This is a genomic window from Fodinicurvata halophila (genome assembly GCF_042651425.1).
In the GTDB taxonomy this organism is placed as follows: Bacteria; Pseudomonadota; Alphaproteobacteria; order Kiloniellales; family DSM-21159; genus Fodinicurvata; species Fodinicurvata halophila.
The window spans coordinates 131,100-144,247 of sequence record NZ_JBHSCW010000007.1; the positions used below are offsets into that span (position 1 = coordinate 131,100).

Annotated in this window: 10 protein-coding genes; 6 read left to right on the plus strand and 4 right to left on the minus strand. The window is 65.5% G+C overall.

The features are described from left to right. Positions 1–59 precede the first annotated feature (59 nt). Together ACFOW6_RS12905 and ACFOW6_RS12910 are read left to right on the plus strand one after the other, a co-directional pair. The gene (locus tag ACFOW6_RS12905; RefSeq protein ID WP_382422794.1) at positions 60–956 is read left to right on the plus strand and encodes an S-methyl-5'-thioadenosine phosphorylase; all 897 of its coding nucleotides are present in this window, start codon (positions 60–62) and stop codon (positions 954–956) included. Continuing rightward, positions 956–1,771 (plus strand): VOC family protein, encoded by an 816-nt coding sequence (locus ACFOW6_RS12910; RefSeq protein ID WP_382422795.1) that lies wholly within the window; start codon positions 956–958, stop codon positions 1,769–1,771. Before ACFOW6_RS12905 ends, ACFOW6_RS12910 begins: the two co-directional genes overlap by 1 nt. A gap of 27 nt (positions 1,772–1,798) precedes the next feature. Here ACFOW6_RS12910 and purD read toward each other — a convergent pair whose 3' ends face one another. Continuing rightward, positions 1,799–3,076, minus strand: a complete 1,278-nt coding sequence (purD, locus tag ACFOW6_RS12915; RefSeq protein WP_382422796.1) for a phosphoribosylamine--glycine ligase — start codon at positions 3,074–3,076, stop codon at positions 1,799–1,801. A 61-nt stretch (positions 3,077–3,137) separates the two neighbouring features. Here purD and xseA point away from each other — a divergent pair, with 61 nt between their 5' ends. Further along, the gene (xseA, locus tag ACFOW6_RS12920; protein ID WP_382422797.1) at positions 3,138–4,748 is read left to right on the plus strand and encodes an exodeoxyribonuclease VII large subunit; all 1,611 of its coding nucleotides are present in this window, start codon (positions 3,138–3,140) and stop codon (positions 4,746–4,748) included. Positions 4,749–4,761: 13 nt separating this feature from the next. Here the strand turns inward: xseA and ACFOW6_RS12925 are convergent, their stop codons facing one another. Then, positions 4,762–5,382: a TetR family transcriptional regulator gene (locus ACFOW6_RS12925; protein ID WP_382422798.1), complete on the minus strand. Its 621-nt coding sequence runs from the start codon at positions 5,380–5,382 to the stop codon at positions 4,762–4,764. A 177-nt stretch (positions 5,383–5,559) separates the two neighbouring features. On the opposite strand from ACFOW6_RS12925, the gene ACFOW6_RS12930 reads away from it, so the two are divergent. Genes ACFOW6_RS12930 through ACFOW6_RS12940 form a run of 3 tightly spaced genes read left to right on the plus strand, consistent with a single transcriptional unit; the run spans position 5,560 to position 11,379 of the window. Continuing rightward, positions 5,560–6,786, plus strand: coding sequence for an efflux RND transporter periplasmic adaptor subunit (locus tag ACFOW6_RS12930; RefSeq protein ID WP_382422799.1), 1,227 nt, complete (start codon positions 5,560–5,562; stop codon positions 6,784–6,786). Beyond that, positions 6,786–9,932: an efflux RND transporter permease subunit gene (locus tag ACFOW6_RS12935; RefSeq protein WP_382422800.1), complete on the plus strand. Its 3,147-nt coding sequence runs from the start codon at positions 6,786–6,788 to the stop codon at positions 9,930–9,932. Before ACFOW6_RS12930 ends, ACFOW6_RS12935 begins: the two co-directional genes overlap by 1 nt. Continuing rightward, complete coding sequence (locus ACFOW6_RS12940; RefSeq protein WP_382422801.1) at positions 9,925–11,379, plus strand: efflux transporter outer membrane subunit; 1,455 nt, start codon at positions 9,925–9,927, stop codon at positions 11,377–11,379. The genes ACFOW6_RS12935 and ACFOW6_RS12940 overlap by 8 nt, the downstream gene beginning before the upstream one ends. A 14-nt stretch (positions 11,380–11,393) precedes the next feature. Here ACFOW6_RS12940 and phnE (ACFOW6_RS12945) read toward each other — a convergent pair whose 3' ends face one another. Together phnE (ACFOW6_RS12945) and phnE (ACFOW6_RS12950) are read right to left on the minus strand one after the other, a co-directional pair. Then, positions 11,394–12,245 carry a phosphonate ABC transporter, permease protein PhnE gene (gene phnE / locus ACFOW6_RS12945; RefSeq protein ID WP_382422802.1) on the minus strand — a complete coding sequence of 284 codons (852 nt, stop codon included), beginning with the start codon at positions 12,243–12,245 and terminating at the stop codon, positions 11,394–11,396. 14 nt (positions 12,246–12,259) lie between these two features. Next, positions 12,260–13,126 (minus strand): phosphonate ABC transporter, permease protein PhnE, encoded by an 867-nt coding sequence (gene phnE, locus ACFOW6_RS12950; RefSeq protein WP_382422803.1) that lies wholly within the window; start codon positions 13,124–13,126, stop codon positions 12,260–12,262. Between the last annotated feature and the right edge of the window lie 22 nt (positions 13,127–13,148).

Here is a 13,148-nt window from a genome sequence, read left to right on the forward strand (position 1 = left end):
CGGGTTAGGCTGTCGACTGCTGGGGGATGCCAAGCGATTCGCCAAAATGGGGGTGCCAGATGATCGAGTCAGTTTCGTCACCGGTGGTCGGTGTCATCGGCGGCAGTGGCGTCTATGACATGGACGGTCTCGAGAAGGCGGAATGGAAAGCGGTGGACAGCCCCTTCGGCCCGCCATCCGATGAATTCCTCTGCGGCGAACTGGAGGGCCAGCCCGTGGTCTTCCTGCCGCGGCACGGGCGCGGTCATGTCCTCTCCCCCTCTGACGTCAATTACCGTGCCAATATCGATGCCCTGAAGCGGCTCGGCGTCACGGAAATCCTCTCGCTGAGTGCCGTAGGATCGTTGAAGGAAGAGCTGCCACCCGGCCATTTCGTGCTGGTCGACCAGTTCATAGATCGCACCATCAACCGGACAAAGACCTTCTTCGGCGATGGCCTCGTGGCCCACGTCTCGTTGGCACATCCGGTCTGCAGCCGTCTCGACCATCATCTTGTGGCCGCAGCCGAGGAGGCTGGCATTCCCTTCCGCAAGGGCGGGACCTACCTGGCCATGGAAGGCCCGCAGTTCTCGACCCTGGCCGAATCCAACCTCTATCGCAGCTGGGGGTGTGAGGTGATCGGCATGACCAACATGCCGGAGGCCAAGCTGGCGCGCGAGGCCGAGCTCTGTTACGCCAGCGTGGCCATGGTGACCGATTACGATTGTTGGCATCCCGACCACGATCACGTCACCGTCGAGCAGGTGGTGAAGGTCCTGATGGAGAATGCCGAGAAGGCCCGCACGCTGATCCGGGCGGTCCTGCCGCGCCTGTCCGGACGGGACGCGTCCTGCGAGCAGGGCTGTGACAGGGCGCTCGACAATGCGCTGATCACGCGCCCGGAGCAACGCAATCCCGAGACGTGCGCCCGCCTGGACGCGGTGGCGGGCCGTGCGCTTGCAGCGGAGGCGAACTGATGGATACGGCGGTCGCGGGACTGGACCATGCGTTGGTCGGAGTGGCGGACCTGGAAGCGGCGCGCGCCGGCTGGTCACGCCTCGGCTTCACCGTGACGCCGCGGGGCCGGCATACGGGCTGGGGCACCGCCAATTACTGCATCATGTTCCCCTATGATTATATTGAACTGCTGGGCATCGTGGATCCGGAGCAGTTCACCAACAACCTGGATCGCTTCCTGGCCGAGCGCGGCGAAGGCCTGTTGTCTCTGTCCTTTGCGACCTCCGACATTGAGGAGTCCGCCCGCCGGTTGAGCGGGAACGGCGTTGAGCACGGCGGGCCAAAGGATCTCTCGCGCGCCCTGGAACTGCCGGAAGGACCGGTTCAGCCTGCCTTCCGCCTGCTGCACCCCGTCCCCGAAGCCAGCCCGGCCTTCCCCGCCTTCCTCTGCCAGCATCTGACGCCGGAACTGGTGTGGCAGCCGCAGTGGACCAGTCACGAGAATGCGGCGACCGCAGTGCGACGCGTTCAGGTGGCCTGCCAACATCCCGGCGAGGCGGCGCCGGCCTACGCCGCCATTTTTGGCGAGGAGAACCTGCAGATGGCCGATGGCCGCGCGCTGCTGACCTGCGGCACGTGCGAGATTCTGCTGGAACCGGCCGAGATGCCGGGCACCAGGGAAGGTTTGGCCGGCCTGTCACTTTTGTCCGCCGACCTGCGTCGTACCGAAGCCTGCCTGCGTCACAACGGGGTTACCTGCAGCCTGGACGATGCCGGTGTTCACGTTCCGGCAAGCGAGGCCAATGGTGTCGCGCTGAGCTTCGTCTCTCACTGAGCGCTCGCCCGCCTGTCCTGCCGGACCTTATTTCCGCAATGCGCGCCAGCCGATATCCCGGCGGCAGAACCCACCCGGCCAGTCGATCCTGTCAAGGGCGGCATAGGCGTGCTCGCGTGCCGTTGCCAGGTTGTGGCCGAGGGCGCAGAAATTGAGGACGCGCCCGCCGGCGGACAGGACACTGCCGTCCGGGCCTTCCCTGGTGCCGGCGTGGAAGAGGGTGACACCCTGCGTATCCGCCGCCGCCTCCAGGCCTGCGATCGTCTCGCCCTTCGCATAGCTGCCGGGATAGCCCTTGGCTGCCAGCACCACGGTGATGGCAGTGTCGCTGCGCCAGCGGATCTCCGCATCGGCCAGCCGGCCCTCGCAGGTGGCCCGCAGCAGTTCTGCCAGGTCGCTGTCCAGGCGCAGCATCAGGATCTGGCATTCGGGATCGCCGAAGCGCACGTTGTATTCCAGCAGCTTCGCGGTGCCGTCGGACGCCACCATGAGGCCGGCGTAGAGAACGCCCCTGTAGGGGCGGCCCTCCGCGGCCATGGCAGCCACCGTGGGGTCTATGATCTGTTCCATCACCTGGGCCTGGAGGGCCTCGGTCATGAGAGGGGCCGGCGAATAGGCCCCCATGCCGCCGGTGTTGGGCCCCTCGTCGCCGTCAAAGGCGCGTTTGTGATCCTGGGCCGAGGCCAGGGGGCGTGCGGTGGTGCCGTCGCACAGGGCGAAGAAGCTGACCTCCTCGCCCTCGAGGCATTCCTCGATCACGACTTCGCCCCCGGCCTCCCCGAAACGTCCGCCGACCATAGCATCCTCGAGCGCATCCTCCGCGTCTTCCAGGGTCGTGGCCACGGTCACGCCCTTGCCGGAGGCCAGGCCGTCGGCCTTGACGACGATGGGCGCTCCCTGCCGGTACAGATAGGTCCGGGCCGCCTCGAGATCGGAGAAACGGCCATAGGCGGCGGTGGGAATGCCGTACCGGGCGCAGAGATCCTTCATGAAGCCCTTGGAGCCCTCCAGTTCGGCGGCCGCCGCCGAAGGCCCGAAGGCAAGAATCCCTTCCGCGTCGAGACGGTCGGCCAGGCCGGCCACCAGCGGTGCTTCCGGGCCGATTATCACCAGGTCGATTCCCTGCCTGCGGGCAAAGTCGACCAGGCCGTCGATATCCTCCGCGGCGATCTCCACCGTTTCCGCGCAGGTCTTCGTGCCGGCATTGCCGGGCGCGCAGTAGAGGCCCGTGCAGGAGGGCGATCGGGCCAGGGCCCAGCATAACGCATGCTCGCGGCCACCACCGCCTACCACCAGTATCCGCATCTTTTTTCCAACTCGTCCCTTGTTCCCTGACCGGTGTCTTGTAGCATGAGCTCCAGGACTCATGAGCGATTCAAGACCCCGATCCGATCCGCCCCGACCTGAACCGCAGGGCAATCTTCCCGAGTTCAGCGTTTCGGAGATCAGCGGCGCCATCAAGCGCACCCTGGAAGGTGCCTTCGAACGCGTACGCATACGCGGGGAAATCTCGGGTTTCAAGCGCGCTGCGTCGGGCCATCTCTACATGGCGCTGAAGGATGCCGATGCCGTGATCGATGGGGTCTGCTGGCGCGGCCTGGCCGGGCGCCTCACTCTCAATCCGGAAGACGGCATGGACGTGGTGGCCACGGGGCGCATCACCTCCTACCCCGCGCGCTCGAAGTACCAGCTGGTGATCGAATCGCTGGAGCTGGCCGGCGAAGGCGCCCTGCTGAAACTTCTGGAGGAGCGTCGGCGCAAGCTGGCTGACGAGGGCCTGTTCGATGCCGAGCGCAAGCGCGCCCTGCCCTATCTGCCCCAGGTCATCGGCGTCGTCACCTCACCCACCGGCTCGGTCATACGCGACATCCTGCACCGCCTGTCCGAGCGTTTTCCGAGACATGTCCTGGTCTGGCCGGTGCTGGTACAGGGCGAGGGCGCGGCCGAACAGGTCGTGCGCGCCATCGAGGGGTTCAATGCGCTTTCGCCGCACGGGCCGGTTCCGCGACCAGATGTACTGATCGTGGCGCGCGGCGGCGGGTCGCTGGAGGACCTCTGGGCCTTCAACGAAGAGGTCGTCGTGCGTGCGGCGGCGGCCTCTGCGATTCCGCTGATCTCGGCGGTGGGCCATGAAACCGATACCACACTGATCGACTATGCCTCGGACCGGCGCGCACCAACGCCGACCGCGGCCGCCGAGATCGCCGTTCCGGTGCGTGCAGAGCTGGTCAGTATCACCCTGGACCTGGAGCGGCGCCTGTTGGGCGCAGCCCATCGCTGGGTCGAGGAACGGCGCCAGCGCGTGGAGGGCCTGGCCCGCGGTCTGCCGGATCCGCGGCGCCTGCTGGGGGAGAAGCAGCAGCAACTGGACGATCGGGCCGAGCGCCTGGATGTTGCTGCCCGGGGCCGCATTAGCGGCCTGGCGGCTGACCTGCGCGAGTATGCCGCCCGCCTGCCCCATCCTCGTCAGCAGCAACGCTTTGCCGCTCAGAGCCTGGCGGCTGCCGGCGACCGTCTGGAGCCGGCGTTCCGAGCCTTCCTGGCGGAGCGCAGCCATGCCGTTCAGCGCATGACCCTGACGCCGCCGCGCCAGGAATTGCGGCATGGCCGGCAGGCGCTGGCCCATCTGGACGAACGCCTCCTGCCCGCCGTCCAGCGACGCCTGGCGGATGCCGCAGGCCAGCTGGACTCGACGAGTCGCCTGCTGGAAAGCCTGTCCTACAAGGCGACGCTGGAGCGCGGCTATGCCGTCGTCCGCGGTGATGCGGAGATCGTGACCCGGGCCGGCCAGGTGACCGACGGCCAGGCCCTGCAGGTCGAGTTCGCCGACGGACGCGTGCCGGTTACGGCCGGAACGGAGGCATCATCCTCCGACGGTGGCGGGAAATCCGGTGGAAAGAGCCGGGCTGGAGGCGCCTCGTCATCCTCCCGCAAGAACGAGAAGAGCGGGGAAACGCGGCAGGGCCGCCTCCTTTAGGACAGACCCGGACTCATTGCCGGCGCAGGGGCTCGAAGAAGACCCGCATGAGCGCCTGGGCATCCTCGGGCATGGTGTAGCTTTCCGGGGCACTCAGGTAGTCCGTGAAGATGCCGATCATGTAACTGTGGAGAGCCAGAGCAAGCGCTTCGCCGGAGACGGGGCTGCGGATCATTCCGCGCTCCTTGAGCCGGGAGAAATAGGCTGCCAGTGCGCTCGTGAGCTCCTTGCGCGTTTGCAGGGTGCGTTCACTGAGCGCTTCCATGCTGCTCGACTTCTCGCATTTCAGAAGGATGACCGTGTAGACCTTCCTAAGCCGCTCGTCATTGTGGACGTTGACGAGGGTGTCGATGCAGAAATTCTCCAGTGCGGACAGGCTGTCTGCAGCGTCGTCGTCCCGGATGACCTGAAAGAACATCTCCCGCATCGGCAGGTTGACCCGCTCGTGCATTTCCGTGAAAAGATGCAGCTTGTTCTTGAAGTGCCAGTAGATGGCACCGCGGGTCACGCCGGCCTCGTTTGCGATCATCTCGAGAGTCGTGTGCGCCACTCCGCGTTCGTAGAACACGGTCTCGGCAGCAGAGAGGATCCTCTGTCGCGTTTCCTCGGCCTCTTCTTTGGTACGACGCGCCATGGGGGCAGGTCCAATCTTTGACATTCACTGTTGCAAACGAACGTGCATGTATGTAAAAGCCATGAGCAGGGCTGTTTCAAGCGAAAAATCCTGTTGATCGGTGGCTGCGGTACCCTGGGGCGGAGAATCACGTCCACCCGGCCGGCGGGAATTTTCTTTTTCGGGAAAGACTGAAGCATGCGCACTTCGGCAGAATACAAGACTTCAAGTGCCGCCATCCTGCGCGGCCTGGCCGCGGCCTCCTTGCTGGCCCTGCTGGCCGCCTGCGGGAGCGAGGACTCCGCACAGGGCCAGGCCGGCGGACAGGGTGGCGGTCCACCTCCCCAGGTGAACGTGGTAACCACCGAGCGCCAGGACAGGGATGTCTACGCGGACTATGCCGGCCGAGCGCGCGGCGCCCGGGAAGTGGAGGTGCGTGCCCGGGTGGAAGGCATTCTGCAAAAGCGTCTCTACGATGAAGGCAAGGTGGTCGAGGAGGATGATTCGCTCTTCGCCATCGATCCCGAGCCCTTTGCGCTTGCCCTGCAGGCAGCGCGCGCCGAGCGTGACCGTGCCGAAGCGGAGGTACAGCAGGCCGAACGCGAGTGGCGCCGCGTCTCTCGATTGTACGAACAGAATGCCATCAGCGAGCGCGAACGCGATGCGGCGCTCTCCACACTGGAACTGGCGCGGGCCTCGCTCGCCCTTTCCACGGCGCAAGTGGACCAGGCTCGCCTGGAGCTGGACTACACCGACGTGGCGGCACCTGCCCCCGGCGTGACCAGCCTTGAGGCGTTGCCGGAGGGCAGCCTGGTGGAGCGCGGTTCGTTGCTGACCACCATTACCCAGATGGACCCGGTGCATGTGCGCTTTGCCCTGCCCGAGAGCGATGCCGCCCTCCAGCGCCAGGCCCGCGAAGCCATGGGCCGCAGCGGCAACGGGGACAACCGCCGGGATGCGACCCTGATCCTGCCGGGAGGCCAGGAATACGAGCGGACGGGGGAAATCGACTTCACGGCCAGCACCATAGACCCAGACACCGGAACCGTTCTGGCGCGTGCGGTCTTTCCGAATCCGGATCACAGGATCGTTCCCGGGCAGTTCGTGCGCGTGCGGCTGCTGCTGAGAACATTGGAAGACGCGATCTCCGTGCCCGAAAAGGCTGTGGGCGAAGGTCCCCAGAGCGCACAGGTCTTCGTCGTGGACGAGGAGAATGTCGTCCAGGCGCGTCAGGTGACGCTGGGCCCCGTCGTCGACAGCATGCAGGTGATCTCCGAAGGCCTGGAGGCCGGAGAGCAGGTTATCGTCAACGGCCAGGTGGCCGTTCGTGACGGTATGACGGTCCAGCCCCAGCAGGCTCAGAACGGTGACAGCGAAGACGGGAGCGACGCGCAGAAAGAGGCCTCGACAGGGGAGGCCAACTGATGCTGCGCTTCTTCATCGACCGGCCGATCTTCGCGGCCGTCATCTCGATCATCATTCTGCTCGCCGGGCTGGCGGCCATGCGCATCCTGCCCATCGAGCAATACCCCAACGTCGTGCCGCCCCAGGTCGTGGTGGAAGCGAGCTATCCCGGTGCCTCCTCCAAGGTCATCGCCGATTCCGTGGCCGCGCCGCTGGAGCAGGAAATCAACGGCGTCGAGGACATGATCTACATGGAGTCCACCAATACGGACTCCGGCCGCATGAGCCTGACGGTGACCTTCGATATCGGCACGGACCCCGACCAGGCCACCATCAACGTCAACAACCGTGTTCAGGCCGCCCTCTCGCGCCTGCCGCAATCCGTGCGCGACCAGGGCGTACGGGTCGAAGCGCGCTCGTCCAACATCCTGATGGTGCCGGTGCTCTATTCCCCGGAGGGCACCCATGATCCGCTGTTCATCAGCAACTACGGCCTGCTGAACATCATCGACGAACTGGTTCGCATTCCCGGGGTGGGGAATGCCTCGCTGTTCGGTGCGCAGGACTATTCCATGCGCATCTGGCTGCGGCCCGACAAGCTGGCCCAGTACGACCTGACCCCCTCGGATGTGGCGGCCGCCATTCGCGAGCAGAATTCCCAGTTTGCCGCCGGGCGTCTGGGTGCGGAACCCGCCCCTGAAGACCAGGCCTTTACCTATACCATCACCACCCAGGGTCAGCTGGTCGAACCGCAGGAGTTCGAGGACATCATCCTGCGTTCGGAGGAGGACGGCTCCGTGCTGCGCCTCGGCGATGTGGCACGTGCCCAACTGGGCGCCCAGGACTATGCCTTCTCGGCCACCTACAACGGGCAGTCCGCCGTGCCCCTGGGCGTCTACCTGCAGCCCGGGGCCAATGCCCTGGAAACGGCCGAAGCCGTCCGCGCGACCATGGACGAACTGGCTGAGCGCTTTCCGGAGGACATGACCTATTCGGTGCCCTACGACACCACGCAGTTCGTGGAGATCTCGATCCAGGAAGTGGTGGTGACTCTGCTGATCGCCGTGGGCCTGGTCGTTCTGGTGACCTTCATGTTCCTGCAGCACCTGCGCGCCACCCTGATTCCGGTAACGGCCATACCCGTCTCGTTGATTGGGACCTTCGTCGGCATGCAGGCGCTGGGCTTCTCAATCAATCTGCTGACTCTCTTCGGTCTGGTGCTGGCCATCGGTATCGTGGTGGACAATGCCATCATCGTGCTGGAGAACGTGGACCGCCTGATCGTCGAGAAAGGCATGAAGGCGCGCGAGGCGTCCATCGAAACGATGAAGCAGGTGGCCGGGGCGGTCGTTTCCTCGACGCTGGTCCTGGTGGCTGTCTTCGCGCCGGTCAGCTTCCTGGGCGGGATGACCGGCGTGCTCTACCGACAGTTCGCGGTGACCATCGCCATTTCCGTCGTCGTCTCGGGCGTGGTAGCGCTGACGCTCACGCCGGCAATGTGTGCCCTGTTGCTCGACAAGCAGTCGCATGAGCCACCGCGTTTCTTCCGCTATTTCAATGCCGGCTTCGAGCGCCTCACGAACGGGTTCGGCCGGGCCGTGGACTGGGTCCTGAAGCATGCCGTGCTGGGTGTGCTGGTCTTCGTCCTGGTCTGTGGCGGTGCGCTCTTCATGTTCGAACGCCTGCCCACTGGGCTGGTGCCCCAGGAGGACCAGGGTGTGGCCCTGGTGGCCTATCAGTTGCCGCCGGTTGCAGCACTGGGCCGTACGGAGCAGGTGCGCGACGAGCTGTCCGAGCGATTGCTGGCCATGCCGGAGATCGAGGATTACACCAGCTTTGCCGGGTACGACATCATTGCCAGCTCGCAACGCACCTCCGCCGGCGTTGGCTTTGCCAACCTGAGCGACTGGGACGAGCGCCAGGGGCCGGGCCAGGACGCCCAGTCCCTGGTCGGACGCATAATGGGAAGGGGTGCCCAGATCCCCGAGGCGCAGGTCATTTCCTTCGTCCTTCCGCCGATCCAGGGACTCTCGCTGACCGGGGGCGTGGAAGGCTATCTGCAGGTGCGCGACGACAGCACGCCCGAGGAAATCCAGCAGATGGCGAGCCGGATCGCTGCCGCCGCCAACCAGCGCCCGGAGGTGGTCAACGCGCGCACGACGCTGAATACCAGCATACCGCGCTATCAGGCCGAGGTGGATCGCGCGAAGGCCAAGGCGGCCGGGGTGTCGATCACCAGCATCTTCGAGGCCATGCAGAGCACCTTCGGCTCGCTCTATGTGAACGACTTCATCCTGTCGGGGCGCAATTGGCAGGTGAACCTGCAGTCGGAGGGCGAGTTCCGCAGCAGGCCCGAAGACCTGCGGCGCGTGTTCGTGCGCTCCGACTCCGGGGACATGCTGCCGGTCAGTTCACTGGTCACCCTGGAGCGTCAATCCGGTCCGGATATCCTGAACCGCTTTAATGTCTATTCGGCGGCCAAGATCATGGCCGATCCGGCGTCCGGATATACGAGCGGCGAGGCCAAGGCAGCCCTGGAAGAGGTTGCCGACGGGATCATGAGCCCGAACAGCCAGCTGGGTTGGATCGGCGAGGCCTATCAGCTGGATGCCGCCGCCGGCGCCGGTGGGCTGGCGTTCGGCATGGGCCTGCTGATGGTCTTCCTGATCCTGGCCGCGCAGTACGAGCGCTGGGGCCTGCCGATCGCGGTGCTGTCCGCGGTGCCCTTCGGCGTCCTGGGCGCGGCCCTGGCGGTTTACTTCAGTGGCTTCCCCAATGACGTCTATTTCCAGGTTGGCCTGCTGGTGCTGATCGGGCTGGCGGCCAAGAACGCCATCCTGATCGTCGAGTTCGCCGCACAGAACAGGCGCGAAGGGAGCAGTGCAAGAGAGGCGGCCAGTGCTGCGGCGCGGCAGCGTTTCCGCGCGATCCTGATGACGGCGTTGACCTTCATCATTGGCTCCCTGCCGCTGGTTTTTGCCAGCGGGGCCGGTGCGGCCAGCCGGACGGAGATCGGCACCGTGGTGGTCGGCGGCATGATCGCGGCCAGCTCGCTGGCGCTGATTTTCGTGCCGCTGTTCTATAAGCTGATCGAGGACGTGGGTGATCGTCTGCGCCGGCGCCGTACTGCCGGAGCGCAGGAAACGAAGGGGGACAAGCATGCGTAAGCGTCTGTACAGGCAGGGTCTTGCGGGCTTGATGGCGGTCTTTCTGGCGGGCTGCGCCCTGGGCCCGGACTACCAGGAACCGGAGTTCGACCTGCCTGAGGAATTGCCCGATCATGTCCTCTTGTCCGAGGCCGAGCGCGAGGAGTGGGAGGACTGGTGGACCCGTTTCGACGATCCCACGCTGAATAGTCTGGTCAACCGGGCCATGGACCAGAACCTGGATATCCGCTTGCGCACCCAGCAAATCCAGGAGGCCCGGGCACGCCTGGGCCTGGCCGAGGCCAATCGCCTGCCCAGCCTGGATGCCCAGGCCGAGGCGACGCGCGAAAGCGCTTCGGAGCGCGCCACCCTGCAGCCAGTGAGCGACGATCCCCAGAACCTCTACAGCCTGTCGGGACAGCTGGGCTACGAGATCGATCTCTGGGGCCGCCTGGCGCGCAGCGAAGAGGCGGCCGAGGCCATCCTGTCGGAGTCGGTCTTCAGTCACGACGCCATCCAGCTGGCCACGATCACGGACGTGGTCACCACCTATACCAATCTGCGTGCGGCGCAGCGCGAGGTGGCCATCCTGGAGCGCACGATCGAGAGCCGGGAGGAAACCCTGGAGCTGGAAGAGCTGCGCTTCGAAAGCGGTGAGACCGATGCACTGACGCTACGCCAGGCCGAATCGGAACTGGCGACAACCCGGGCGCGCCTGCCGGCGGCGCGGGAACGCGTGCGCACCCTGCAGAGCGCACTGGCGGTGCTGGTGGGCATGAGCCCGCGGGAGTTGATGACTGAGCTCAAATTCGGGCCGGGGGAACTGACCGACCTGGACCTGCCGAGCAATATCCCGCGGGTCCTGCCCTCGGACCTGCTGAATCGCCGTCCCGACCTGAGGGCCTCGGAGGCCGCATTGATGGCGTCCACGGCAGAGATCGGTGTGGCCCAGGCGGAGCGCCTGCCGCAACTCAATCTCTCCTCGTTCCTGGGGAGCACCTCCATCGAGTTTGCCGACCTGCTGACCGCCCCGGCCACCACCTGGGGACTGGGTGCCTCCGTGGTGGGTCCGATCATCGACTTCGGCCGCGGGGCCGCCCGGGTCGATACCGCGGAAGCCCTGCGCGACCAGGCGGAGACGCGGTACCGGATGACGGTGCTGACGGCCTTCCGGGAAGTGCGCGACGCGCTCGCCATCTACGAGACTTCGGCCCAGCGGGTTGAGAGCGTGCGCCGGCAGGTGGAGGCCGTGGAAGATACCGCCCGCCTGGCGCGCCTGCGTTATGACGAGGGCTTCGTCGGCTTCATCGAGGTGCTTGACGCTGAGCGCAACCTGCTGGAGGCGGAACTGGCCCTGGCCGATGCCATGCGCACCCGTCTGAACGCAACGGCCTCCTTGTTCAAGGCCCTGGGCGGGGGTTGGGAAGAAGACCTCTCGCCTTTGGCGGCCTCTGGCGAGGCGGACTGACTGGTCCGGCCTGTCTACTGACGGCCGATCAGGCGTCGCCTAAGGATTCCGGAGAGGCTATCGATCGAGGCCACGGCTATGATGATGAGGATGATCATCAGGCTGGCCTGACCGAACTCGTAGACGCGCAGGCGATCAGCCAGCTGGTAGCCGATTCCGCCAGCCCCCACGATACCCAGGATGGTCGCCGAACGGGTGTTGGACTCCCACATGTAAAGGGTGGCCGAAAGTATGTTGGGCAGGACCTGAGGGAGAATGCCCAGTCGGATGCTGTCGAGCCAGGTTCCGCCGGCCGCCTGCACGCCTTCGGATGGCTTGCGGGACGCGTTGTCGATGGCTTCCGAGTAGAGCTTGGCCAGGGTGCCCAGATCCACCACGGCGATGGCGAGAATGCCGGCGAAGGGGCCCAGACCGATCGCCCGCACGAAGATCAGCGCCCAGATCAGGTAGTCCAGGCTGCGCAGGGAGTCCGAGAAGCGGCGGAAGCCGAACTGCAGGATGCGGATGGGAAAGGTTGTTCGCGCGCAGAGAAGGGCCAGGGGAATGGCCATCAATCCGGCGAGCAGTGTGCCCAAGAACGCCATGGCAACAGTTTCCATCAGCGCCCAGAGAAATTCCGGCAGGTGCTGGAACCCCGACGGGACCAGCATCATGACGAAGGCATCACCGAGCTTCGGCAGACCGGTGAAGAGCTTCAGGCTGATAACACCAGAGGCCCAGGCGGAGTAACCGAGCAGGACGGCCGCTGCCAGCCAGAATGCGAGCCGGCGTAGTCTATCTGCGCGCGGGGGTGAGACGAGGTTCAGCAGGTCCCGATTTCCCATCCTCTGTTCGGCAGAGACCTTGTTTTGTTCGTTGAGTGCCATCGGCCGCTTCCTGTTCAGGCGTGATCGGGCGAAATGCCGGCGAGTTTCAGACGTGCCCACTCGCTGAACATGTCGATCAGCGCGACAGTGAGGAAGACCAGGATCAGGATGGCGCCGGCATCAGCGAAGTAGTTGAGGCTGATGGCCTGGTAGAGCTCGATGCCAATGCCCCCGGCGCCCACGAAACCCATCACCGTAGCGGTACGCACGTTGAGCTCGAAGCGCCAGAGGGAATAGGAGGTGAAGTTGGGCAGCACCTGGGGCAGAACCCCCAAGCGAATCTCGTCGAGCCAGGTGCCTCCCGAGGCCCGGATGCCCTCCAGTGGCGCCATATCGATGTTCTCATTGACCTCGGCGAAGAGTTTGCCTTGTGCGCCCAGGGTGTGCAGTCCGATGGCCAGGACGCCGGGGAGTGGCCCTAGTCCGAAGGCAAAGAGGAACAACAGGGCCCAGACAAGGTCCGGAACGCTGCGCGCGATTTCCATGACGCGGCGCACCAGGAAGATGGTCAGGGACGCGGCGCCAAGGTTGCGCGCGGCCAGGAAGCTGAGGGCACCGCCTAGGACAGTGCCGGCCGCCGTGCCGAACAGCGCCATCATCAGGGTGGTCCACAGCAACGCGAGCCACTTTTCCATCCCCCAGAACCAGTCCGCCAAGTCGTGGCTGAGAGTTGCCCAGTGCAGTTCCGGCACCATGCCGCCCAGGAACTCCGTGATCCTGGGAAGGCCGGTGATCAGCCGCCAGAGATCGAACTGTCCGACGTATAGGGAGAAGGCGAGGGCCACCAGCAGAAGCAGCCCGCCCAGGCTGCCCTGGCGGAGATTGGCCGCTCGGCGTTTCCGCCATTCGTGGCTGAAGCTGTCGAGGGGGGTGCTCGTCATGCGGCCCTGCTCTTGCGCAAAG

Excerpts from the sequence above, each read along its gene's own strand:
- xseA (WP_382422797.1), top strand. The coding sequence starts at position 3,138 with ATGAGCGATTCAAGACCCCGATCCGATCCGCCCCGACCTGAACCGCAG.
- ACFOW6_RS12935 (WP_382422800.1), top strand. The coding sequence starts at position 6,786 with ATGCTGCGCTTCTTCATCGACCGGCCGATCTTCGCGGCCGTCATCTCG.
- ACFOW6_RS12910 (WP_382422795.1), top strand. The coding sequence starts at position 956 with ATGGATACGGCGGTCGCGGGACTGGACCATGCGTTGGTCGGAGTGGCG.
- ACFOW6_RS12930 (WP_382422799.1), top strand. The coding sequence starts at position 5,560 with ATGCGCACTTCGGCAGAATACAAGACTTCAAGTGCCGCCATCCTGCGC.
- purD (WP_382422796.1), bottom strand. The coding sequence starts at position 3,076 with ATGCGGATACTGGTGGTAGGCGGTGGTGGCCGCGAGCATGCGTTATGC.
- ACFOW6_RS12905 (WP_382422794.1), top strand. The coding sequence starts at position 60 with ATGATCGAGTCAGTTTCGTCACCGGTGGTCGGTGTCATCGGCGGCAGT.
- phnE (WP_382422803.1), bottom strand. The coding sequence starts at position 13,126 with ATGACGAGCACCCCCCTCGACAGCTTCAGCCACGAATGGCGGAAACGC.
- ACFOW6_RS12940 (WP_382422801.1), top strand. The coding sequence starts at position 9,925 with ATGCGTAAGCGTCTGTACAGGCAGGGTCTTGCGGGCTTGATGGCGGTC.
- phnE (WP_382422802.1), bottom strand. The coding sequence starts at position 12,245 with ATGGCACTCAACGAACAAAACAAGGTCTCTGCCGAACAGAGGATGGGA.
- ACFOW6_RS12925 (WP_382422798.1), bottom strand. The coding sequence starts at position 5,382 with ATGGCGCGTCGTACCAAAGAAGAGGCCGAGGAAACGCGACAGAGGATC.